This is a genomic window from Sinomonas sp. B1-1, from assembly GCF_050474465.1.
In the GTDB taxonomy this organism is placed as follows: Bacteria; Actinomycetota; Actinomycetes; order Actinomycetales; family Micrococcaceae; genus Sinomonas; species Sinomonas flava.
The window spans coordinates 25,418-47,156 of the sequence record NZ_JBCHVF010000010.1 but is presented as its reverse complement, the minus strand read 5'-3'; the positions used below and the strand labels follow the sequence as shown (position 1 = coordinate 47,156).

General features: G+C 69.7%; 18 protein-coding genes and 3 pseudogenes. 11 read left to right on the top strand and 10 right to left on the bottom strand.

Features of this window, described 5'->3' with window-relative positions; translation table 11 throughout:
• Positions 1-179 precede the first annotated feature (179 nt).
• The gene (locus tag ACQ5BE_RS14000; RefSeq protein WP_430297568.1) at positions 180-2,714 is read left to right on the top strand and encodes a hypothetical protein; all 2,535 of its coding nucleotides are present in this window, start codon (positions 180-182) and stop codon (positions 2,712-2,714) included.
• Positions 2,715-2,724: 10 nt separating this feature from the next.
• On the opposite strand, the gene ACQ5BE_RS13995 is transcribed toward ACQ5BE_RS14000, so the two are convergent.
• From ACQ5BE_RS13995 to ACQ5BE_RS13970, 6 genes are read right to left on the bottom strand one after another with little or no spacing between them, the layout of a single operon-like run.
• On the bottom strand, positions 2,725-4,524 hold the full coding sequence (locus ACQ5BE_RS13995; RefSeq protein WP_430297567.1) for a thiamine pyrophosphate-requiring protein: 1,800 nt from the start codon (positions 4,522-4,524) through the stop codon (positions 2,725-2,727).
• Position 4,525: 1 nt separating this feature from the next.
• Complete coding sequence (locus ACQ5BE_RS13990; protein ID WP_430297565.1) at positions 4,526-6,154, bottom strand: GMC family oxidoreductase; 1,629 nt, start codon at positions 6,152-6,154, stop codon at positions 4,526-4,528.
• Positions 6,151-6,801, bottom strand: coding sequence for a gluconate 2-dehydrogenase subunit 3 family protein (locus tag ACQ5BE_RS13985; RefSeq protein WP_430297563.1), 651 nt, complete (start codon positions 6,799-6,801; stop codon positions 6,151-6,153). Before ACQ5BE_RS13985 ends, ACQ5BE_RS13990 begins: the two co-directional genes overlap by 4 nt.
• Positions 6,798-7,250: a hypothetical protein gene (locus ACQ5BE_RS13980; protein WP_344300820.1), complete on the bottom strand. Its 453-nt coding sequence runs from the start codon at positions 7,248-7,250 to the stop codon at positions 6,798-6,800. The genes ACQ5BE_RS13985 and ACQ5BE_RS13980 overlap by 4 nt, the downstream gene beginning before the upstream one ends.
• Before the next feature lie 52 nt (positions 7,251-7,302).
• On the bottom strand, positions 7,303-7,620 hold the full coding sequence (locus ACQ5BE_RS13975; RefSeq protein ID WP_430297561.1) for a hypothetical protein: 318 nt from the start codon (positions 7,618-7,620) through the stop codon (positions 7,303-7,305).
• The gene (locus tag ACQ5BE_RS13970; RefSeq protein WP_430297560.1) at positions 7,617-8,636 is read right to left on the bottom strand and encodes an SDR family oxidoreductase; all 1,020 of its coding nucleotides are present in this window, start codon (positions 8,634-8,636) and stop codon (positions 7,617-7,619) included. Before ACQ5BE_RS13970 ends, ACQ5BE_RS13975 begins: the two co-directional genes overlap by 4 nt.
• A gap of 221 nt (positions 8,637-8,857) precedes the next feature.
• On the opposite strand from ACQ5BE_RS13970, the pseudogene ACQ5BE_RS13965 reads away from it, so the two are divergent.
• From ACQ5BE_RS13965 to ACQ5BE_RS13955, 3 genes and pseudogenes are all read left to right on the top strand, one after another.
• Positions 8,858-9,676 (top strand): annotated as a pseudogene (locus ACQ5BE_RS13965) (trehalase-like domain-containing protein); the annotation flags it as partial.
• Positions 9,573-10,619 carry a glycoside hydrolase family 15 protein gene (locus ACQ5BE_RS13960; RefSeq protein WP_430297558.1) on the top strand — a complete coding sequence of 349 codons (1,047 nt, stop codon included), beginning with the start codon at positions 9,573-9,575 and terminating at the stop codon, positions 10,617-10,619. The pseudogene ACQ5BE_RS13965 and the gene ACQ5BE_RS13960, both read left to right, overlap by 104 nt.
• 35 nt (positions 10,620-10,654) lie before the next feature.
• Positions 10,655-11,056 (top strand): cytochrome c oxidase subunit 4, encoded by a 402-nt coding sequence (locus ACQ5BE_RS13955; protein ID WP_430297557.1) that lies wholly within the window; start codon positions 10,655-10,657, stop codon positions 11,054-11,056.
• Positions 11,057-11,086: 30 nt separating this feature from the next.
• Here ACQ5BE_RS13955 and ACQ5BE_RS13950 read toward each other — a convergent pair whose 3' ends face one another.
• Complete coding sequence (locus tag ACQ5BE_RS13950; RefSeq protein WP_430297556.1) at positions 11,087-11,797, bottom strand: ArsR/SmtB family transcription factor; 711 nt, start codon at positions 11,795-11,797, stop codon at positions 11,087-11,089.
• 134 nt (positions 11,798-11,931) lie between these two features.
• On the opposite strand from ACQ5BE_RS13950, the gene ACQ5BE_RS13945 reads away from it, so the two are divergent.
• The gene (locus ACQ5BE_RS13945; protein WP_430297701.1) at positions 11,932-13,128 is read left to right on the top strand and encodes an MFS transporter; all 1,197 of its coding nucleotides are present in this window, start codon (positions 11,932-11,934) and stop codon (positions 13,126-13,128) included.
• A gap of 22 nt (positions 13,129-13,150) precedes the next feature.
• Here ACQ5BE_RS13945 and ACQ5BE_RS13940 read toward each other — a convergent pair whose 3' ends face one another.
• Positions 13,151-13,615 (bottom strand): phage tail protein, encoded by a 465-nt coding sequence (locus ACQ5BE_RS13940; RefSeq protein ID WP_430297555.1) that lies wholly within the window; start codon positions 13,613-13,615, stop codon positions 13,151-13,153.
• 150 nt (positions 13,616-13,765) lie between these two features.
• Between ACQ5BE_RS13940 and ACQ5BE_RS13935 the strand changes: the two genes are divergently transcribed.
• Positions 13,766-15,238, top strand: coding sequence for an FAD-dependent monooxygenase (locus ACQ5BE_RS13935; protein ID WP_430297554.1), 1,473 nt, complete (start codon positions 13,766-13,768; stop codon positions 15,236-15,238).
• 513 nt (positions 15,239-15,751) lie between these two features.
• Here the strand turns inward: ACQ5BE_RS13935 and ACQ5BE_RS13930 are convergent.
• Together ACQ5BE_RS13930 and ACQ5BE_RS13925 are read right to left on the bottom strand one after the other, a co-directional pair.
• Positions 15,752-16,264 (bottom strand): annotated as a pseudogene (locus ACQ5BE_RS13930) (AAA family ATPase); the annotation flags it as partial.
• A 203-nt stretch (positions 16,265-16,467) separates the two neighbouring features.
• Entirely contained in the window at positions 16,468-17,016 is a 549-nt protein-coding gene (locus ACQ5BE_RS13925; protein ID WP_189695376.1) for a hypothetical protein, read from the bottom strand.
• A gap of 1,009 nt (positions 17,017-18,025) precedes the next feature.
• Here ACQ5BE_RS13925 and ACQ5BE_RS13920 point away from each other — a divergent pair.
• From ACQ5BE_RS13920 to ACQ5BE_RS13900, 5 genes and pseudogenes are all read left to right on the top strand, one after another.
• Positions 18,026-18,289 (top strand): annotated as a pseudogene (locus tag ACQ5BE_RS13920) (IS1634 family transposase); the annotation flags it as partial.
• A 115-nt stretch (positions 18,290-18,404) separates the two neighbouring features.
• Positions 18,405-18,701 (top strand): hypothetical protein, encoded by a 297-nt coding sequence (locus ACQ5BE_RS13915; RefSeq protein ID WP_430297708.1) that lies wholly within the window; start codon positions 18,405-18,407, stop codon positions 18,699-18,701.
• A 151-nt stretch (positions 18,702-18,852) separates the two neighbouring features.
• Positions 18,853-19,455 carry a recombinase family protein gene (locus ACQ5BE_RS13910; RefSeq protein WP_430297552.1) on the top strand — a complete coding sequence of 201 codons (603 nt, stop codon included), beginning with the start codon at positions 18,853-18,855 and terminating at the stop codon, positions 19,453-19,455.
• A gap of 461 nt (positions 19,456-19,916) precedes the next feature.
• Positions 19,917-20,846, top strand: a complete 930-nt coding sequence (locus ACQ5BE_RS13905; RefSeq protein WP_430297700.1) for a Mu transposase C-terminal domain-containing protein — start codon at positions 19,917-19,919, stop codon at positions 20,844-20,846.
• Positions 20,843-21,655, top strand: a complete 813-nt coding sequence (locus ACQ5BE_RS13900; protein ID WP_430297551.1) for an AAA family ATPase — start codon at positions 20,843-20,845, stop codon at positions 21,653-21,655. The genes ACQ5BE_RS13905 and ACQ5BE_RS13900 overlap by 4 nt, the downstream gene beginning before the upstream one ends.
• The last annotated feature ends 84 nt before the right edge of the window (positions 21,656-21,739 follow it).

Genomic DNA, 21,739 nt, shown 5'->3' with positions numbered 1-21,739 from the left:
CTACCCCGGATTCCGGCCCTGCGTCATCCGCGGGCGCGAAAAGTCGTGCGCATGGGATCGTGCCGCGTATTCCCGCGCGCTGCCCGCGGTGGTCAACTTGTGGCGTGACGGGAGACTCGAACGGGTCAGGGGGCCTGGTACCGGAACCAGCCGCCCTGGCGGGACTCACAGAAATCCGCGTGCACGGCGTGGGCGGCTTCACCCCGGAGGAGCTCCTCGGCGACCTCAAGCCCACGCGGGTCTGGGGTGACCGGATCGCAGGGTTCTACCGGACTGCCGATTCGCGCGGTCGCCACCTCGAGGCGTACGCGTGGGGCGGCCTGACCTCGCATTCGCCGGTCCGTGTGCTGTGGACGCTGCTCACTCCGGCGATGCTCGCGAACATGGCCGGCTGGATGGCGCGGCGGCGCGTCATGTCCGGGTCGGAGGAGGCCGAGAGGCCGCCGACCACCCGCGCCTTCCGCTGGTGTGCCAGGCTCGCGGCCCTGGCGCTCACGGTCAGCGTGGCGGTGATGGTGACGCTGCCGAGCCTCGACACGGTGGCGTTCCAGTGCCTCGGGCAGGTCCCCTGCCGAGAGCACCTGTGGGCCACAGGCGTCCTGGACGCCCTGGCCCCGCGGGACCTCCTCGGCGTGCGCCTGGCGTGGGGAGCTCTGCCGCCCGTGGCCGTCGCAGTCCTGTTCTACCTCCTGGCCCGGGTCTCCCGGAACCGGTACGAGAACGTGGAGCCGCCCGCGGACAAGGAGTCCCAACCGGAGCCCTCAACCCGCTGCGCGGCGGCCCAGCCCGGGGGCCTGCGCAGCCCCGCCTTCTGGTCCGGGCGGCTCTGGCACTCGCACCTCTCCAACCTCCACCTTGCAGCCGGGATCGGCGTGGCCGCGGCGATGCTGGCCTGGTGCGTGGCCGCTGTCGGCGCGGGTCAAAGGCAGGGCGCCGGGGCGCCGGACGGCGGGTCCGCCGTCGCAGTGCTCGCCGTCTCGGCGCTGGTCCTTGCCGTGCTGGTCCTCACGGCCGTGCTCGTGGCCCTTGCCGGGGACGAGGCGCGCGGGCCGCTGTCCTGGGTCCTCCTGGGGGCCTCGGTCGCCGCTCTCGGGGCCGCGGTCGCGGCCGCCCTCCTGCTGCCCGCCCACCCCGGGCAGCCCGGCGGCGTGCTGCCCGGCATCGTCGCTGCGGTGAATACGGGCTGGGGGCTCTCGGTCCTCCTCCTGCTCCCCCTCATCGTCCAGCAGATCGCGGCGTGGGCCTCCCGCCGCAGAGACGAGCGGAGGAGGGAGACGACGGGTGACCGCGAGGCGCACACGCGGATCGGCGTCTTCCCCTGGGCGGCCCCCGTGGTGCTCAACGCGGTGGCGCTCGTGCTCGCCAACGGAGTGCTCGTGTCCGCCATGCTGCTCGTCGCCCTGGGCCTCGGCCCGGTCAGGTACGGCGTGGGCGCGGCCGACGGATGCGACGGTTCAGTGGTCTGCGTGCCCAAGGCGGTCATCTCGGTCCAGACCATCCTGGTATGCGCGCTCGGCGCCGTCCTGGTCGGGCTCCTGATGGTCGCCGGGGTGCGCCTGTGGGCCCGCGTCCGGAAGGATGCGGGGACGCTCACCGCGGACCTCCGCCGGGCCTACCGCCCTTCGCATGGCGTGGAGCCCGCGCTTTCGCCCCCCGTGGTCCAGGATGCCGCGGCCGCGGCGGCGGCGAAGGACCGGGAGGCCTGGATGTACTCGGCGCTCGATCCTGACCCCGGAGGGCGGGGCGAGCCGACGTCCTGGGTCCGGAGGACGGCCACGGTGCGGGTCATCGCCGAGAGGACGCCCGCCCTCGCCGCGGCCCTGGTCATCGTGGTGGCGGTCCCCAGCCTGGTCGGGGCGTTCGCCTATCCGCTCTGGGTCCTGTTCATGGCCCAGGATCCTCCGGTGATCCTCCCCGGTGCCGTGATGGGCATCGTGGGCGTCCTGCCGGTCGCCTACGGATTCGTGGTGCGGTACGCGCTCCGCGACGAGCGGAAGCGCCGGCTCCTCATGGTCCCCTTCGACGTCGGGACGTTCTTCCCCCGCGCCTTCCACCCCTTCGCCCCGCCCGCGTACGCGGAGCGGGCCGTCCCCGACCTGACGCGCCGCATCTGGTGGATCCACGACAACGGGGGCCGGGTGGTGCTCAGCGCGCATTCCCAGGGCAGCGTGATCGCCGCCGCCACCGTGGCCCGGCGCTCGGAGCGCAAGGACACGAAGGACCACGAGATCGGCCTCGTCACGTTCGGTGCCCCGCTCGCGAAGCTCTACCGGTGGGCCTTCCCGGCGCTGTTCAGCGACGGGCTGCTGAGGTGCCTCGCCGCGGGAAGGGGCGGCCTCGCCCCGGTGCGGTGGAAGAACCTGTACTACCTCACCGACTACATCGGCGGGGATGTCGAGGCGGACTGGGATGTGCCCGCCAACAGCGGCGACGAGACGGTCGCCGTCGGGAGCGTTGACGTGCTGCTCCTCGACCCGCCCTCGGACAGGTACGTCTATGGGCAGGCCCTGCCGCGCATCCTCAGCCACACGGGCTACTGGTTCGACACGAACCTCTGGCTGCACGTCAACGAGATGTGCGACAGGATCTCGCCGCCGGAACCGCAGAGCCAGTCAGTCCCGTGCTTCACCTCGAACGGGCAGAGCGCGGCGGCGAAGGACGCGGTCGACGCGCTCTCCCCCGACCCCTCGGCGCCGCTCCGGTACCGGCTGTGATGCTGACTGCTCAGTGCTCCTCGCTTCGGTGGGGGAGGAACTCCTGGGCCTTCGTCTTCACCCCTTCCCGGATGACTCCCCAGGCGCTGCTGTCGCCCTTGAGCATGGCCTTGGCACTGTTGAGGGCCTGCTCGAACGTGGCGTGCGGCGGGATGGGAGGGATGTCCGGGTCGGTGCGGACATCGAGGAGGGTCGGGCGGTCAGCCGCGAGAGCCGCCTCCCAGGCGGGTCCGAGCTGGTCGGGGCTGTCCACGGCGATGCTGCCGAGGCCGAGGACGCCGGCGATGGCCGCGTAGTCGACGTCGGGGAGGTCCTGGGATTCACGGAACGCCGGCGCGCCGCCCATCGCGCGCATCTCCCACGTCACCTGGTTGAGGTCGTCGTTGTGCAGGACCGCGATGATGAGCCGCGGATCGTCCCATTCCCTCCAGTAGCGGGTGATCGTGATGAGCTCGTTCAGACCGTTCATCTGCATGGCTCCGTCGCCGGCGAACGCGATCACCGGGCGCCCGGGATGGGCGAACTTCGCCCCGATGGCGTAGGGGACGCCGGGGCCCATCGTGGCGAGGTTGCCCGAGAGCGAGCCCCTCATGGTGCCGTGGAACTTCAGCTGCCGGGCGTACCAGTTCGCGGACGAGCCGGAGTCGGCGCTGACGATGGCGTCGGCGGGGAGCCGGTCGGAGAGCTCGGAGAAGACGCGCATCGGGTTGACCGGGTCGGCCTCGACCATGGCCTCGGCCCGCATCGTCTCCCACCACCGGGTGACCTTGGACTCGAGGTCGTCGCGCCAGGACCGGTCCTCCTTCCGGCGCAGGTGCGGGATGAGCGCGCGCAGGGCCGCGGCGGCGTCGGAGACGATGTTGTACTCGTACGGGTACCGCAGCCCGATCATGCCGGGGTCGATGTCGATCTGGACGCCCCGGGCCTGGCCCTCCTCGGGCATGAACTGCGTGTACGGGAAGCTCGAGCCCACGGTCAGGAGCGTGTCGCACTCCATCATCATCTCGTAGCTGGGGCGCGTGCCCAGGAGGCCGATCGAGCCCGTGACGTAGGGCAGGTCATCGGCGAGCACGTCCTTGCCGAGGAGCGCCTTGGCCACGCCGGCGCCGAGGAGGTCGGCGACCTCGCGGACCTCGGCCGCGGCTCCCCGGGCTCCCTGGCCGATGAGCATCGCGACCTTCTCGCCCTGGTTCAGCAGGTCCGCGGCGCCGAGGATGGCCTCGTCGTCGGGCTGGGTCCGGGGCCAGCGGATCCCGAGGCTCGAGGGAACCATCTTGAAGGCGTGCGTCGGGGCGCTGTACTCGAGTTCCTGGACGTCGCTCGGGATCACGATCGCGGTGGGGGCCCGCTTGCCGAGCGCGATCCGGATGGCGCGGTCGAGCACGTTCGGAAGCTGCTCGGGAACGGTGACCATCTGGAGGTAGTCGGAGGCGACGTCCTTGAACAGCGTCAGCAGGTCGACTTCCTGCTGGTAGGCGCCGCCCATCGCGCTGCGGGCGGTCTGGCCGACGATGGCGACGACCGGCACGTGGTCCAGCTTCGCGTCGTAGAGGCCGTTGAGCAGGTGGATGGCGCCCGGGCCCGAGGTGGCCATGCAGACGCCGACCCTGCCGCTGAACTTGGCGTAGCCGACGGCCTCGAACGCAGCCATCTCCTCGTGCCGGGCCTGGATGAACTTCGGCTGGTTGCCTGCCTTGCCGAAGGCGGCGAGGACGCCGTTGATGCCGTCGCCCGGGAAGGCGAAGACCTTGTCCACGTCCCACTCCCGGAGGCGTGAGAGCAGGTAGTCGGCCACGGTCTGGGATGCCATGTCAGTCTCCTTTGCCGTTGATGAGGATCGAGGCGGTGCGGGCTGCGAGGGCCATGATGGTCAGGGCAGGGTTGGCGCTGCCCTGGGTGGGCAGGATGCTCCCGTCGGTGATGTAGAGGTTCGGGACGGCGAAGCTGCGGCCGGTGGAATCGACGACGCCGTGCCGTTCGTCCCCGGCCATCCGTGCGCCGCCGACGAGGTGGGCGTAGCGCTTGACGGTCATCGTCTCCTCGGCGCCGGCTCCGGTCAGGACCTCCTCCATGGCGGTCTGTGCAGCCTCCATGAGCATCCGGTCGTTCTCGCACTGGCTGTAGGAGAACTTGGCGACCGGCAGCCCGTGGCGGTCCTTCTCGTCCGCGAGGGTCACCCGGTTCTCGGCCAGCGGGAGGAACTCGCACAGCGCTCCGAGGCACGACCAGTGCGGGTAGTCGCTCATGTAGCGGCGCAGGTCCTGGCCCCAGTGGCCCTGCGAGGCCACATGCTCGGCCCAGGTGATGGGCAGCGGCGAGACGGTCTGGAGGGAGAATCCGCGCTTGTACGGCTTCGAGGGGTCCGTCTCGTAGAAGTCCTCGGTGCTGACCTCCGGCGGCGGCGCCTTGTACATCCGCACCTCCGAGGCGAAGCGTCCTCCGGTCTGGGGCGCGCCCTGGACCATGAGGTAGCGGCCCACCTGGTCGAAGTCGTTGCACATGCCCTCGGGGAACCGCGGGTTGGCGGAGTTCAGCAGCAGGCGCGGGGTCTCTATCGAGTACCCGGCGACGGCGACCAGGCGGGCGCGCTGGAAGCGTTCGACGCCGCCGCGCACGTAGTGCACGCCGGTCGCCTGTCCGCTGTGCTCGTCGAAGCCGATCCGGGTCACCATGGAGTCGGCGCGCACCTCCGCGCCGTGCGCGAGCGCGTCGGGGATGTGGGTGATGAGCGGCGAGGCCTTGGCGTTGACCTTGCAGCCCTGGAGGCAGAAGCCGCGGTAGATGCAGTGCGGCCTGTTGCCGAACCGTCCGTTGGCGATCGCGACGGGGCCGACCTTCGCGGTGATCCCGCGGGCGAGCGCGCCGCGCAGGAACACTTCCCCGTTCCCGGACACGGGGTGAGGACGGTAGGTGTACTCGTGCGGGTCACCCCACGGCCACGGTTCGCCTGCGACGGGCAGCTCCTCCTCGATGTCCTCGTAGAAGCCCTTGAGGTCCGGGTACTCGAGCGGCCAGTCCGCCCCGACGCCGTCGAGGCTGTAGGTGTGGAAGTCGCTCGGGTGGAACCGTGGGGTGTACCCGGCGAAGTGGACCATCGACCCGCCCACCCCGCGGCCGGAGTTGTTCGAGCCCAGCGGCACGGGATCGGTTCCGTCGATCACGCGGGGCTCGGTCCAGTAGAGGTGGTGCGAGCCGGCCTCGTCGCTGACCCAGTCCCGGTCCGGGTCCCAGAACGGCCCGGCGTCGAACGCCACGGCCTTCCACCCGGCCCGGGCCAGGCGTTGGAGCAGCGTAGACCCGCCGGCGCCGCAGCCGACGATCGCGACGTCCACCTCGTCCTGGTCACCGAAGCGGCGCATGTCCTTGCGCAGGCCGTGGTTCATCCCCGGCCGCGGCGGCAGGAGCCACGCCGAGTCGTTCCGTTCGCGGAGAGCGCTCACCGCGTGCCCCCCTTCCACCGCTCCACCGGATCCTCGCGGGGCTTGGCATCGCGGACCTCGAAGGGCTCCCGCCGGTCGAGTCCGAGGTTCTTGTAGCCGCGGGGGTAGGCGGGTCCGGGGAAGCCGATCTCGTCCCAGGCCCAGGGATGGGAGTAGAAGGCGGTGCAGGCGTACCGCGTCCACAGGCTCCAGACCCTGGCCGCGGCCATTCCGTGCCACGTCTCGGTCCCGAGCTCCTGGATCCTGCGCAGGAGCGACGCCTGGTGGTCCTGTCCCACCTCGGGGAAGCCGTCCCCGAAGCGTTCCCTGGCGTCCTGGTCCAACGCCGCGAGCGTGTCCCGCCACGCCTGTCCGTCCTCGGGAAGGTCGGCATAGCGCCAGCCGTCCGTCCGCGCCTCGGCCAGCCGGGTGTCTACCATGTTCAGCACCGGGACCCGCGGGTCGGAGTGCTGCCCGAGCAGCTGGTCGAACAGGGCGCCGGCGATCGCCTCTTCGCGCACCGTGAAGAAGCGGATGTCGGCAGGGCGGCCGAGCCGGGCGAGGACCACTCCCTGGGTCGCCCGGTCCCAGTGCTTCGACTGGTCGGCGCTGCTGAAGCCGGGGTAGCGGTCGCCGCCCTCCACGGACGGGAGCGGCAGCGCGCTCACTTCTCCCTCCTGAGCACCGAGGCGAGCAGTCCCATGCCTCCGACGAGGGTCACCAGCAGCGGTGCCAGGAGCGGCGGCCCCATCTCGAGGTTGTAGCGGAGGTTCGAGAACCCGCCGGGCTTCTGGGCGATGCCCCGCACGTGGAGGTACGTTCCCTGGAGTCCGTTGGCCACGATCGCCGCGCTGGCCAGCGGCAGGGCCGTCTTGGCCATGCGCCGGCTGAAGAACCCGGCGACGCCCGCGGCTGCCCCGACAGGGCCGAGCGCGACCGGCGCCCACATCCACGGATTGCCGAAGCTGGCCTTGTCGTGCTCGAAGTAGATCTCGGCGGCGGTGACGAGGGCGCCGGCGGCGGTCAGCGCCGAGAGCGACCGCTCGAACCGGCCCTTCTCGACGTTCTCGAGCAGCCGGTCGATGCCTTCCAGTGGGGTCTCATGGGCCTTTCTCATGATGCGGCTCCTGGTTCAGAAGGGACACGTGTGCTCGTGCACGCTGCGCCGGTCACCGCCACTCCCCTGCAGCGAAGGCCAGTGCGACGGCAGCATTGACGACGGCGGGGCGTCGCCGTCGTCGGTCGAACGCGGCCAGGGCGACCATGGTGAGGGCGTGGACCAGGTCGACCCCGCCGCCGAGGCGATGGAGGGTGCGCCCTCCGCAGGCTGTCACGACGGCCTGGAGCAGGTGCCGTGCACCCAGGATGCGGATGACGGCCCGGGCACGCTGGTCCGGCGCGCGGCCGATGAGCAGGCCCTCGACGGTCCCGGGGGCCAGGAGTTCAGCGGTGCCGTAGGCGGCGCGCAGCAGTTCGAGGGGCTTCACCGGGGGCCCTTCCGCAGGAAGGCAGTCGCCGCTGCGGCAGCCCCGGCGAGGACTGTCCCCGCCACGGCCGCGACCGCGCCGTGGTGGTGTGAGGCCGTGAGCTGGTAGCTGCGGCCGGAGGACTTGCTGTCGAAGATCCCGTGGGTTCCGAAGTCTCGCGAGGAATCAGCTGGCTTCCACAGGTTGGCGGGCTGGTCCGGGTCGCGGGGCTCCGGGGTCTGCTGGGCTTGGAATCCCGTCTTCGCGAGGTAGCGGTCCAGGAGGCCCGGCATGATGGCGTTCGCGATGAGGGTGGCCGCAGTGCTGCCACCTACCCAGTACTCGCGGCGCTCCGGGTGGTCCGCCGCGTACACGACGCCGCGCGCCGCGACCTCGGGCTGGTAGATCGGCGGGACGGGCTGCGCCTGGTGCGCCAGGCGTGAGAGCACCCACGAGAACTGCGGGGTGTTGACCGCCGGCATCTGGACCATCGTGGTCCTGACGCCGCTGCCCTCGTGCAGGAGCTCGGTACGGAGCGACTCATTGAACCCCTGGATCGCGTGCTTGGCACCGCAGTACGCGGTCTGCAGCGGGATCCCGCGATAGGCGAGGGCAGAGCCGACCTGCACGATCGTCCCGTGGTCCCGCGCCTTCATGCGCTTGAGAGCGGACATGGTCCCGTAGACATACCCGAGATAGGCCACCTCAGTCACCCGCTTGAACTCCTCGGGCTCGATCTCGTCGAAGCGTGAGAAGACGGAGGTGAAGGCCACGTTGACCCACACGTCGATGGGACCCAGTTCCCGCTCCACGCGCTCGGCGGCGTCGTCCACGGCGTGGGCGTCCGCGACGTCGACGGCGATGGGGAGCGCCTTCCCGCCAGCGGCCTCGACCTCGGCGGCCGCCCCGGCGAGTCCGGCTTCGCCGCGCGCCAGCAGCGCTACCGCGTCTCCCTCCCTCCCGAAGGCGACGGCCGAGGCGCGGCCGATCCCGCCACTTGCGCCCGTGACGACGACAACCCGGCGTGCTGTTTCCATCTGGACTGCTCCTTCCAAGCCTCATTCCCCCCGGCTGTGGGTCGGTTCGTTGTCTGACGCCCCCGTTGTCTGACGCCCCCGTCGGCGGAGGCCCGCGAGCGACCGTGCACGCACTCACGGACCCCACGCAATAAGTGCATTCCCGCAACAGATGGTCTGAAACAAAAGAGATGAATGTGGCTTCTATTGCTCTAGCGCAATAGTTGCCCTAGTCTGCTGGCATGCCCGAGCAGTTTGCACCCCATGTGCTCCGGGAGTACGCGATGCTCGCCGACGGGATGCGGGCAGCCCTGATCGGCCCACGCGGGGACATCTCCTGGATGTGCGTGCCGAAGTGGCACGACGACGCGGTTTTCTCCACGCTCCTCGGGGGTCCTGGCTGCTTCGCGGTGACGCCGGCCGACCCCCGCTTCGTCTGGGGCGGGCAGTACGAGGACGGGACCCTCATCTGGGTCAGCCGCTGGATCACGAGCGCCGGCATCATCGAGTGCCGCGAAGCCTTGGCGTATCCCGGGGACCCCCACCGCGCCATTCTGCTGCGCCGGATCCGCGCCGTGCAGGGCGCGGCGGAGGTTCGCGTCGTCGTCGACGTTCGCGCAGGCTTCGGGCACCACCGGATGGGACGCCTGCGCAGGGATGACGGAGTCTGGACCGCCCGCAGCGGCCCGCTGAGGATCAGGCTCACGGGCGCTCCGCAGGCGGAGGCCAAGGACGGGGCAGTCGAGTTCACGGTGAAGGTCCCCGAAGGCGAGCACTACGACCTCGTGCTCGAGGTCTCCGACACCGAGCTTCCCGGCGAGCTGATCCAGCCGGACCAGACCTGGACTGCGACCGAGTACGGATGGCAGCGGGAGGTGCCCCAGTTCGGGAACACCATCGCGCCAGACGACGCGCGCCAGTCCTACGCCGTCCTGCGCGGCATGACCGGCGCCGGCGGTGCGATGGTCGCGGCAGCAACCATGGGCCTGCCAGAGCGTGCGCAGCAGAAGCGCAACTACGACTACCGCTACGCGTGGATCCGGGACCAGTGCTTCGTGGGCGTCGCCGCGGCCTCCTGCAAGGAGTTCCCGCTCATGGACGACGCTGTCGGCTTCGTCGCCGCCAGGCTCCTCGAGGACGGGCCCGGCCTGCACCCCGCCTACACCGTCGACGGGGGGGAAGGTCCCCGACGAGCACGACGTCGGCCTGCCGGGCTACCCCGGCGGGTCCGGCCGGGCGGGCAACTGGGTCAACGGCCAGTTCCAGCTGGACGTGTTCGGCGAGGCCCTGCTCCTCTTCTCGGCCGCAGCCGAGAACGACCGGCTGGACCTCGACCAGTGGAAGGCCGCCGAGGTCGCCGCGGACGCCATCGCCCAAAGGCACACAGAACCCGATGCCGGAATGTGGGAGCTCGACAACGAGCGGTGGGCCCACTCGCGGCTCATCTGCGCCGCCGGGCTGCGGGCTATCGGCCGCCACGCCCCCGCGCCGCAGGGCGCCCTCTGGTCCTCCCAGGCGGACGGGCTCATCGCCGACGTCACGAACGACTGCCTCCACCCCAGCGGGCGCTGGCAGCGGTCCCCCACCGACAGCAGGGTCGACGCCGCGCTCCTCCGCCCCGTGATCCGCGGCGCCGTGGCACCGCAGGACCCGCGCTCGATCGCGACCCTGCGGGCAGTCCGGGAGGAGCTCGCCCGCAACGGCTACCTCTACCGGTTCCGCCAGGACCGCCGCCCCCTGGACCTGTCAGAGGGAGCTTTCCTCCTCTGCGGCTTCGACCTCGCCATGGCCCTGCACCAGAGTGACCAGCCCCTCGAGGCCGCCCGCTGGTTCGAACGGAATCGGGCCGCCTGCGGGACCCCGGGGCTGTTCACCGAGGAGTACGACGTCGAACAGCGCCAGCTGCGGGGCAACTTCCCGCAGGCCTTCGTCCACGCCGCCATGCTCGAAGCCTCCCGCCGGCTCGCCGACAGCCCGCCCCCCTGGGGCGGCCTCAACGCATGAGGCGAGCGAGGGGACAGACCATCCAGGAGGAGCCCATGAAGGCCGAAACACTCATATTCGCCGTGCTCTTCGTCTTCCTGCTCGTCACAGGGGCCGTCTACGCGGTCCTGACGCACTTCGTCGAATTCGGAGGCGGGATCCCCCTCGCCCTCGTGGCCGGGCTGGCGCTCATGATCGCCACCTACCTCTGGCTGACCGGGCGGCGCGTGGGCAGCAGACCCGAGGATCGGCCCCATGCCCACATCTACGAGGGCGCGGGCGAACAGGGATTCTTCAGCCCGTGGAGCTGGTGGCCGGTCTTCCTCGGCGCCGCCTGCGCGGTGACCTTCCTCGGCTTGGCCATCGCCTTCTGGATCCTTCCCATCGGCGCCGCGTTCGGCGCCGTCGGGCTCATCGGCTGGGTGTTCGAGTACAGCCGCGGGGACTACAGCCACTGACCGAAGGGCCCGCAGGCCGACGCCCGCCGGTCAGGCGGGACGAGGGCCTGCGCCGGACTCGACCTCCATCCCGGCGAGCCTCCACTCGAGCATGCCGTCCTCGAGCCGCTGCGCGCGGCGCCCATGCGCGCGGAGGAGGTCGACGGCGTCGTACGCCAGCACGCAGTACGCGCCACGGCAGTACGCCACGAAGTCGGCTCCCGGGGGGAGCTCGGCCAGCCGGGCCTCGAGCTCGTCCAGGGGTACGGACCGGGCGCCCGGCACATGGCCGGCGCGGTATTCGTCCTCCGGCCGCACGTCGAGCACCGTCACGCTTCCCTGGGCCGCGCGGGCCACGAGCTCGTCCCGCGTCAGCCCCTCCTCGTCCGCGCGGGCTCCCGCGAGCCTCAGGTAGGCCACGCGGCGCGGCTCGACGTCGGCCACGCGCTCCTGGGCGACGCCGCGCAGGAGCGCGTACAGGCGCAGGACGTCCGGGCCGGCGACGTCGTAGAAGATCCTGGTGCCCTCGCGGCGTGTGGCGACGAGCCCCGCCTGCCGGAGCGTCTGCAGGTGCGCCGAGGCGGTCGAGAGCCCAAGTCCCGCGGCGTCCGCGAGCGCCTCGACGCTGCGCTCGCCCTGGGTCAGGAGGTCCAGGAGCTCGAGCCGCTTGCCGTTCGCGAGCGCCTTCCCGACTCGCGCGAACTCTTCGAACAGCGCGGCCTTGTCGGCCCGCTTGGATGATCGCGTATCGAGCTCCGCCATCTGCACACCCATCCTTTTCCAACAATCCGTGTAATACTGGATCTAATCCTATTCCATGTTTTCTTGGAGAACCACTAGTGAAGACCGCCAGCGCCCCGCCCGTCCTCGGACTGCGGCAGAACCTGTCCCAGTTCATGCTTCTCGTGGCCGTGAACGCGCTCGTCGGGGGGGCCCTCGGCCAGGAGCGCACCGTGCTGCCGCTGCTGGCCGAGAAGGAGTTCAACCTCAGCCTCTACACGAGCGCCCTGACGTACATCCTCGCGTTCGGACTCTCGAAGGCGGCGATGAACTACTTCGCGGGGACCCTCTCGGACCGCTTCGGGCGCAAGCCCGTGCTCATCGCCGGGTGGTTCGTGGCGCTGCCCGTGCCGCTCCTGCTGATCTTCGGGCCCGACTGGGGCTGGATCGTCGCGGCGAACGTTCTCCTGGGCATCAGCCAGGGACTCACCTGGTCAACCACGGTCGTCATGAAGATGGACCTCGTCGGCCCGCAGCAGCGGGGCCTCGCGATGGGGCTCAACGAGGCCGCCGGGTATCTCGGCGTCGCACTCACCGCCCTCGCGACGGGCTACATCGCTGGGCACTACGGCCTGCGCCCCGGCCCCTTCCTTGTCGGCGCGGCGTACATCGCCGTGGGCCTCGGCATGTCAGCACTGTTCGTGCGCGAGACGCACCACCACGTCAAGCTCGAGGCGGCGCAGCACGTGGATTCCCACGGCGGCGCCCACGCCGGGCTCACGAATGGGCAGGTCTTCCGGCTCACGAGCTTCACCGACCGATCCCTGTCCGCGGTCAGCCAGGCCGGCCTGGTCAACAACCTCAATGACGGCCTCGCGTGGGGCCTCTTCCCGATCCTGTTCGCCTCGGCAGGACTGAGCCTGGGCGAGATCGGCATCCTCGCCGCCGTCTACCCCGCAGTCTGGGGCGCAGGCCAGCTCGTCACGGGCGCCGCCTCCGACCGATGGGGCCGCAAGTGGCTCATCACCGCTGGCATGCTCGTGCAGGCCGTCGGCCTCGTGATGGTCGCGGCCGGGCACGGCTTCGCGGTCTGGCTCGCCGCCGCCGTCCTGCTCGGGCTCGGCACCGCGATGGTCTACCCGACGCTGCTCGCGGCGATCGGCGACGTCGCGCATCCGGCTTGGCGTGCCCGCTCCGTGGGCATCTACCGCCTCTGGCGGGACGGCGGGTTCGCCGTGGGGGCGCTCGTCTCCGGCGTCCTCGCGGACCTCTACGGCCTTCCGACGGCGATCGCCGCGGTCGCGGGCCTCACGGCGCTCTCGGGCGTCGTCGTCGCGGTGCGGATGCGTGGGAACGACCACGCCGTGCGGTAGACGCCAGGGGTCCGGGGAAGCATCAGTACTCGCCCTTGATGACGAAGAAGGAGCCGCGGATCGTCCCGGCCAGCTTCGACTTCTGCCGTGCGAACTTGAACCTCGAGGCAAGCTCCTCTGGGACCTCCATCCCGTCCGAGAGCTTGAACCCGACCGCCCGCTTCCCGGCCTCATCCACCGTGTACATCACATTGACGGACAGCCCGCTCTCGTAGAAGACGTAGGCCATCCGGATGCCGTCCACCTCGAAGGCGGTGGCCTCGAGCGGCGGGGAGGAGATGACGATGTCCCGCTCCTCCTTGAGGATCCGGTGGACCCAGTCGATGACGTCCCGAGCTTCGCCCGCGGGCTCCACTGTGAAGGCATGGTCGTACTTGTTCTTGAAGTAGCGGGCCTCATTCGCCCTCAGGCCTGCCAGTGCGTCCGCGACCGGCGAGGACTCGAGCCCGACGGGCGAGACGGTGGTGAAATCCACAGTGTAGGACATGATGCACTCCGAGGCGCCGAGGGTGGCTGTCATCCTGCAGGCTACCCCAGCGGCCACACGATGCGCCCGGAATGGCGTCCCCTCACTTTCAGACTATCGGCCGCACCGGGGCTTCCGGCAAGGGGCCCCGGCAGGCCGACAATGCTGGCTGTGGAGAGTGCGGACAGCCATCAGGTCGTGATCGCCGGCGGGGGCCCGACGGGGATGATGCTCGCGGCGGAGCTCGCCCTCGCCGGGGCCGAGGCGGTGATCGTCGAGCGCCGCGCCACCCAGGAGGTCGAGGGCTCGCGGGCCGGCGGCCTGCACGCGCGGACCCTCGAGATCCTGGACATGCGCGGCATCGCCGAGCGGTTCCTCGATGCCGGGCAGACCGTCCAGATCACGGCATTCGCCGGGATTCCGCTGGACATGGCCGGCCTTCCCACCCGCCACCGCTACAGCCTCGCGCTGAGGCAGGCGGAGATCGAACGCCTCCTGGCGGGCTGGGTCGCCGAGCTCGGCATCCCGACCCTCCGCGAGCGCGAGGTGACGGGCCTCGAGCAGGAGGAGGGCGGCGTCGTCGTCCGCCTCTCCGACGGCGGGTCGCTGCGGGCGGACTACCTCGTGGGGTGCGACGGCGGCCGCAGCCTCGTGCGCAAGGCGGCGGGGATCGCGTTCCCGGGCTGGGACCCGTCCGTCAGCTCGCTCATCGCGGAGGTGGAGGTGGAAGAGCAGCCCGAGCGGAGCATCCGCTACACGGAGGAGGGCACCCAGGCGATCGGGCCGATCGGCGCCGGTCCGCGCGTGCGCGTCGTCGTCACCGAGACGTACGCGGGCCAGGGGCAGCCGACGCTCGACGACGTCCGCCGCGCACTCGTCTCCGTCTGGGGCACCGACTTCGGCGCCCACAGCCCCACGTGGATCTCGCGGTTCACGGACGCGGCGCGGCAGGCCGAGGCCTACCGGCGGGGCCGGGTGCTGCTCGCCGGCGACGCCGCGCACGTCCACTACCCGGTGGGCGGCCAGGGCCTGGGCACCGGAGTGCAGGACGCCGTGAACCTCGGCTGGAAGCTCGCCCAGGTGGTCAGGGGCAACGCGCCAGAGGCCCTGCTGGACACCTACCACGCGGAGCGGCACCCCGTCGGCGCGCGCGTCCTGCAGGCGACCATGGCGCAGACGGCCCTCACCCGCCGCGATCCACGCTCGGACGCCCTGCGGGCCGTGGTGGCGGAGCTGCTCGCGATGGAGGAGCCGCGGCGGACGTACGCCGCCATGCAGTCGGGCCTCGACATCCGCTACGATCTGGGCGCCCGAGCCGGCGAGGGCCATCCGCTGCTCGGGCGCCGCATGCCGGACCTCGACCTCGTGACGGCCGACGGTCCGCGCCGTGTGTTCGGGCTCCTCCGCGACGCCCGGCCCGTGCTGCTGAACCTCGGCGAGGCGGGGGCCCTGCGCACTGGACGCTGGACGGACCGGGTCCGGCTCGTGGACGCCTCGCACGACGGCGCGTGGCGGCTTCCGGTGCTCGGTGAGGTCCCGGCCCCCGAGGGCGTCCTCATCCGGCCCGACGGCCACGTGGCGTGGGCCGGAGGCCCCGACGATGTGGAGCTCCCGGAAGCGCTGGCCGCGTGGTTCGGCCCCTGAGCGACAGCGACATCACCGCCCGCGCGAGGTCCTGGTGTCCTACCGGGGCAGGAAGCGCCCGCCGCGCGTCCGGGTCCACCTCGAACGACGTCCGGGGCACGCCGTCCAGGCTCAGCTCCGCAGTCGGCTTCTGCCCCGGGAACGGGGCTGCCGGGCCCTCATCGCGTGCCCGCCTGGCTTGGCGAATGCGCCGCGCGCGGTGCGCGCACAGCGGTTCATCACGTGGTGCGTGTTCGCCGCCGCCCAGTCCTGAACGGCCGCGGCCGCCTCAGGCCGTGGCGTGTGCCGGGCGCCTGGGCTGCATGGGCCACCTCTCGTTATCGTCTCTTATAGAACCCGCTCTCTGTAACAGACGATAAGCAGACGCGCCGACTCTTGTAGAGATCGAGCAAGCCCTTAGCTCTCGAGATGCCATCCCGTCAACGGTTCCTTTGATGGGACTGGCAGCCCGTGGCTTCGGTCAGTGTGGATGTGATCGCTGTTTGGCGGTGTTTTGTGAGCGGTAAGTGGCGGTCAGTCGCCGATGACGAGGATGCTGGCGGCGGCTTCGATGACGTCGTCGGTGATGGTGTCGAGCTGGTTGATCTTGAGCACTCGGGTGATCTGCGGGAAGAGGCGCTCGAGGAGGCGGAAGTTGCCGCGGGTGATGCGTTCGATCGCGGCGATGGCCTGGGCGTCGGTGAAGTCGTCGGGGTCGAGGGTGCGGCCGAGGCGTTTCCAGTGGCGGTCGAGGACGAAGAGGAGCTCGTCGCGTCCGAGGGCGCGGTAGCGGTGTGAGAATCCGAGGCGGCTGTAGAGCTGGGGGTAGTGGCGGAAGCGCTGGTCGATGCCGGGCATGCCGATCAGGATGATGGCCAGGTGCTGGCGGTCGTGCTTGTCGCGCAGGAGTTCGAGCGCGGTCGGGGTGAGCCGTTCGGCCTCGTCGATGATGAGCAGCTCGACCCACTTGGTGAGGTCGCCGACCACGACATCGGTGATCTTGCCGGTGAGGCGCTGGTGTTCGTCGACGCAGACGCCGAGCCGGACTTCGCAGCGTTTCTATCCAAGGTCGGTGATCTTGCCGGTGAGGCGCTGGTGTTCGTCGACGCAGACGCCGAGCCGGACTTCGCAGCGTTTCTATCCAAGGAGGAAATCTGCGGGAGAACGCCCCCGGGATTACTCCGGGGGCGTTCTCCGCTCGACCAGTGCTGCCGTGCTATTCCAGCACGACTCAGCGCAAGCCGTGCAGTCTAGAAATGGCAGGGCAGCGTTACTGTGGGGCTGTTGTTGCCTGAGCCCCACCCTTGGGCGTTTGAGTGCCAGTTCGCATTATAGCCGTAGGTGCAGATATTGGTAATCAGGGGAAGATAGGCTCCGGTTCCGGGTTGCAGAGTAATGCCGTTGCTTGCCTGCGAGATGTCGCCCCCGCCAAAGTTTGTTCCCCAGAGATTGGCGTAGACGTACAGGTCTCCGCTGCATCCGCTGGAACGCGCGATGTCAGCAGAAGCGTAGATCCGATTGTTTGCCTTGTACGGCGTGCCGAGTGAATAGGACATGGAGCAGGCCGAGGACACACGTGTAACGGTCACCTGCTTTCCGCGGCTTGCGACCGTTGCGCTCTTGCCCACCTCTGGGATCACCGGGAAATCCTCTGCTGTCACCGCACGGACCACGGGGCTCCGATCGATGACCGCAGCGCTTCCGTCAGCACTGTCGGCGACGGCAGAAGGCGATCCTGCCAACGCCGCCCCGACTGCGACAAGAGCCGCAACCCAAACTGCCGAGAACCTCTTCTTCAATTCTTCTCCCCCTAGAAATACTCGCAGGGAAGACCACCCCTGGTACCGGATTACCCGCGCGCACCCTTATACGAAACCCGGTCATGGCCGAGGTGGAGCTGCACGCAAGAAACAAGGTAAAGGCACTCGTGATCCCCCCAATATGAGACCTCGGCAGATGCCGATTGCGCTGATCTTAGGAGAGTGCATTCCGTTAGTCAATAGGGTTTAGAAATCACCCTAACAACACCATGGCGTACCAGCTCAATCAGCTGTAAGCTGCCGCCAAGGCCAGTGACCGGACCAACCTGCGCAGCTGTCCTCTGAGGGCACTTGGCCCTCTCGAAATCCGCCGGCCATGCAGTACAGGAGCAAGGCGTTCGTTGTTTCGCATCGAGAGCCAACTTTGGGGGAAGCATGAAGGAAAAAGCGACAGATTCTAACCGACCTTATTCCCCCCCTCCTGCTACCAGAAGTACACCTCTGGCCTTCGCCACCGCCGTAGTGGGGCCGTTGCTTCTCGTTGTGGTGGCTGGATATCTCACGATTCAGCTAGAGCTCTCCGAGATCGGCGCTCCCCTCCTCGATCTCGGTTCTCACCCGACGGAAGCACGCTCGCCGTGGATTCCATACCTGATTCGGATAGCCCTCGTCGTGTTGGCTGGGCTCGCCTTTGTGACCTACCGGGCTGCCTGCCGCTCTTGGGCTTCGCGCCTGACCGCGGTGCTCGTTCTGGTTGTAGCAGGCATCCTCGGCTCCTACACCCTGCATCCCCTTCCTTCGGGGGGAGAGACCGAACCGATGATCTGGCTCAGTTTTATCTACGGGGCCACGTCTCCCTTCACCTTGGCACTTATAGGAGCGGTCCTTATGGACGTGATACTGGCTCGGCAGAAATCAGCATCCCGGTAGATGTCGGTCGTAGCCAGACTGGTGCCCCGACTTGCACAGGTGAATCGGGTTCTGGGGTGTCTTCGCGTCAGGGCGGGGTCGGGTGCTGGAATGGGGCACTAGCCGTTAGCCTTTCGGGGTGTCTGCGTACATCCGGAAGGTGAAGACGACCTCCGGGGCGACCGCGGTGCAGATCGTGGAGAAGCGCTCGGGAGTCCGGCGTATCCTCGAGCATTTGGGCTCCGCGCATGGCGAAGCAGATCTGGCCGTGCTGATGCAGGCTGCCCAGGACCCCCTGAACGCAGGCCAACAGGCCTTCGATCTCGGCCTGGCCACGACGGAGCCCGGTACCGCGCCCTCGCTCGGCCCGGCGGTGGTGGCCGGGACCCGCAGCGAGGTCCTCCCGACTTGCACAGGCCTAGTGCCCCGGCGCTTCGTCCACGTCAATATTTGGATCCGCACGGCGGCCGGATGTCAGGAGACCTCTCTGACGCCTGCCAAAGAAGCCCCCTTCGCCAATGTCCTTCAAGATCCTGTTCTCCTCACTCCGCGGCAAGCGCCGACGGCGTCGCCCGCCGGCACTCCGCCGACTCGAACTCCTGTGGCTGCGAGTCTGCCGGGCCGGCCGCGGGCCGGGCATGTGCGTCGCGCTGTTCGGCGGGTGGGTCTGGTTCGCGGCTGGCTCTCTGATCGGGTTCGAAGCGTTCGACATCGTCTTCGGCACATTCGCCCTCGCGCCCGAGCTGCTGAAGCTCGTCATCCTCGGCCTCCCCCTGACCTGGTACTCCCGGGGACACTCCATCGGTCCGCCTTGAGAACCTACAGCTTTACGAGACGCCGGCCCGGCCCCTGCCGACCCGTCCTCGGAAGCCGCCGCACCAGGGGCCGCGGTGCCTTGGAAAGGTGTCTTGACGGATTCTGCCTCACAGGCGGCCGATTCAGGGATTTGTGAGGCACACTGGGCAGGTGAGGCTTCTGGGGTACACGAGGGTGAGCACTGTCGGCCAGGACGCGCGGCTGCAGCTCGAGGCGCTGCGCGGGGTCGGGGTGGAGTCCCGGGACGTGTTCTCTGATGTGACCTCCGGCAGCCGGGCCGCGGTCCAGCGGCCGGGGATGAAGCGGCTGCTGCAGTACGCCGAGTCCGGGGACACCGTGGTGGTCTGGCGCATCGACCGCCTCGGACGCTCCCTCATCGACGTCCTGAACACGGTGAACCTGCTGCGCCAGAGCGGGATCAAGATCCGCTCGGTCTCGGACGGGATCGACCCCGAGACGTCCTCGGGACGGATGATGCTCGGGATGCTCGCGACCCTGGCCGAGTACGAGCGCGAGCTCATCGTCGAACGGGTCAACGCGGGCATCGCCGCGGCGAAGCAGAGCGGCACCCGGTTCGGCAGGCCGCCGCTGAGCCCGGAGGTGGTGGCGGCCAAGCTCGCGATCGTCAACGATGCCAGGGCCAAGGGCCGCACGGCCGAGGAGGCCGCAAAGCTGGTCGGATGGTCCAGGGCGACCCTGTACCGGCACCAGCTCGCGGCGCGGCCAACCGGCACCGAGGCCGAAGGGGCCTGAGGTGGACGGGCTGCAGCGGTGGAGCGTCCTGCGCCTCCATGTCGAGGACGACATCCCGCTGACGGCCCTAGCCCGGGACACAGAGATCGGGCTCCGCACCCTCCAGCGCTGGCACCAGAACTACAAGGACGGTGGCATCGACGCACTCGAGCCGCGGCCGCGCAACGACGCCGGCACCCGGCGCACCGCCCAGCAGCTGGTGGCCTTCATCGAGCGGCTGGCACTGACCAGGCCCCGCCCGGGCATCGCCACGGTCCATCGGCTCACCGTCGCGGAGGCCGACCGGCTCGGGCTCCCGTCCCCGAGCTACGCGACAGTGCGCGGGATCGTGCGCGGCCTCGACCCGGCCCTGGTGACCCTGGCCCTGGAGGGCCCAGCGGCCTACCGCGACCGGCACGAGCTCGTCTTCCGGCGACGGGCGGAGAGGCCGAACGCCACATGGCAGGCCCGACCACACCGAGCTGGACATCCTCATCGTCGGCGCCGACGGCAAGCCGGAGCGACCGTGGCTGACCGTCGTGATGGACGACTACGCGCGGGCGGTCTGCGGCTACATGGTCTTCACCGGCGCGCCATCGGCGCTCAACACAGCCCTCGCGCTGCGGCAGGCGATCTGGCGCAAGAGCGACCCGTCCTGGGCGATGTGCGGGATCCCCGACGTGCTCCACGTCGACCACGGCAGCGACTTCACCAGCCGCCACCTCGAATACACGGCGGTAGCCCTGAAGATCCGCCTGGTCTACTCGACCATCGGGCGCCCCCAGGGCAGGGGCAAGTCCGAACGGTTCTTCCGCACCCTCAACACCGAACTCCTCGAGGCACTCCCCGGGCACATCGCCCACGGGACGGCCGCGCCGAAGCCGGTCCTGGACCTGCCCGCACTCGATGCGGCGATCGCCGGCTTCATCACCGCATACAACGAACGCCCCCACCGCGAGCTCGGGATCAGCCCGAAGAAGGCCTGGACCGCCGACGGCTGGCTGCCCCGCATGCCCGAGACCCTCGAGGAGCTCGACGGGCTCCTCCTGACCGTCCCGAAGCACCGCACCGTCCAGCGCGACGGGATCCACTTCCAGGGCCAGCGCTACCTCTCCACGACCCTCGCACCCTTCGTCGGCCACACCGTCACCATCCGGTACGACCCCCGCGACCTCTCCGAGATCCGCGTCTACGACCACGATGCCTTCGTCTGCACCGCCATCGACGAGAACCACCCGAACCAGCGCCTGAGCCTGAGCGAGATCGAGACAGCGCGCCGGGCCCGACGCCGGCAGCTGCGCAAGGAGATCAACGACCGCATCCCCCGAACCGCGGCCCGCGACGAGCCCAGCCCTGCCCAGCCGGCCCAACGGCCCGTGCGGCTGCGAACCTACGAAGAGGACGACCCGTGAGCCAGGACTTCATCGTCACCAAGGAACACCGCCGCTTCACCGAGTTCGCCAACGCAGTGCGCAAGGAACGCACCATTGGCATCTGCCACGGCGACGCAGGCGTGGGCAAGACCCAGTCGGCACGGCGCTACTCCCACTGGGACACCCTCGAACCCTTCATCACCGAGTGGGGACCACGCAGCGAAGAAGAGGACCCCAAGCACTTCGCGGCCGCCAACCGCTCCCGCACCGTGTTCTACACCCCCGAGGTGCTCCCCAGACCCAAGGACCTCATGCGCGAGATCGACCAGCTGCGAGTCCGGCTCGGCGTCTGCGTCGACGAACACCAGCGCCTCACCGGCAAGATCACCGGCACCGTCGTGGGCGACACCGACAAGTGGGTCGAGCTACTCATCATCGACGAGGCCGAACGGCTCACCCCACCGGCGCTCGAACTCCTGCGCGACAAGCACGACCGCCAGCACCTGGCCATCATCCTGATCGGCATGCCCGGCATCGACCAGCGCTTCCGCCACTACCCCCAGCTCTACAGCCGCCTCGGATTCTCACACCGCTACCGCGCCCTCGGACGCGACGAGCTGCTCTTCGTCCTCGACCGCCACTGGAAGAGGCTCGGCCGCACCCTCGACCCCGACGACTTCACCGACGCCCAGGCCATCGCCGCGATCGAACGCATCACCCGCGGCAACTTCCGCCTCCTCGAGCGCCTCTTCCCGCAGATCAGCCGCGTGCTCAAGATCAACCAGCTCGACACCATCACCGACGACGTCATCGAAGCCGCCGCCAGCATCCTCGTCATCGGCAACTGACCGCCACTTACCGCTCACAAAGAACCGCCAAACACCGATGAAATCCACAGTCCGAGGGTCGCTCTCGCACTTCTGGCTCCCTCG

Bases quoted from the DNA above. Each gene is read 5' to 3' on its own strand.
- ACQ5BE_RS13995 (WP_430297567.1), bottom strand. From the start codon at position 4,524: ATGGCATCCCAGACCGTGGCCGACTACCTGCTCTCACGCCTCCGGGAG.
- ACQ5BE_RS13980 (WP_344300820.1), bottom strand. From the start codon at position 7,250: ATGAGAAAGGCCCATGAGACCCCACTGGAAGGCATCGACCGGCTGCTC.
- ACQ5BE_RS13970 (WP_430297560.1), bottom strand. From the start codon at position 8,636: ATGGAAACAGCACGCCGGGTTGTCGTCGTCACGGGCGCAAGTGGCGGG.
- ACQ5BE_RS13955 (WP_430297557.1), top strand. From the start codon at position 10,655: ATGAAGGCCGAAACACTCATATTCGCCGTGCTCTTCGTCTTCCTGCTC.
- ACQ5BE_RS13950 (WP_430297556.1), bottom strand. From the start codon at position 11,797: ATGGCGGAGCTCGATACGCGATCATCCAAGCGGGCCGACAAGGCCGCG.
- ACQ5BE_RS13945 (WP_430297701.1), top strand. From the start codon at position 11,932: ATGCTTCTCGTGGCCGTGAACGCGCTCGTCGGGGGGGCCCTCGGCCAG.
- ACQ5BE_RS13940 (WP_430297555.1), bottom strand. From the start codon at position 13,615: ATGTCCTACACTGTGGATTTCACCACCGTCTCGCCCGTCGGGCTCGAG.
- ACQ5BE_RS13915 (WP_430297708.1), top strand. From the start codon at position 18,405: ATGTCCTTCAAGATCCTGTTCTCCTCACTCCGCGGCAAGCGCCGACGG.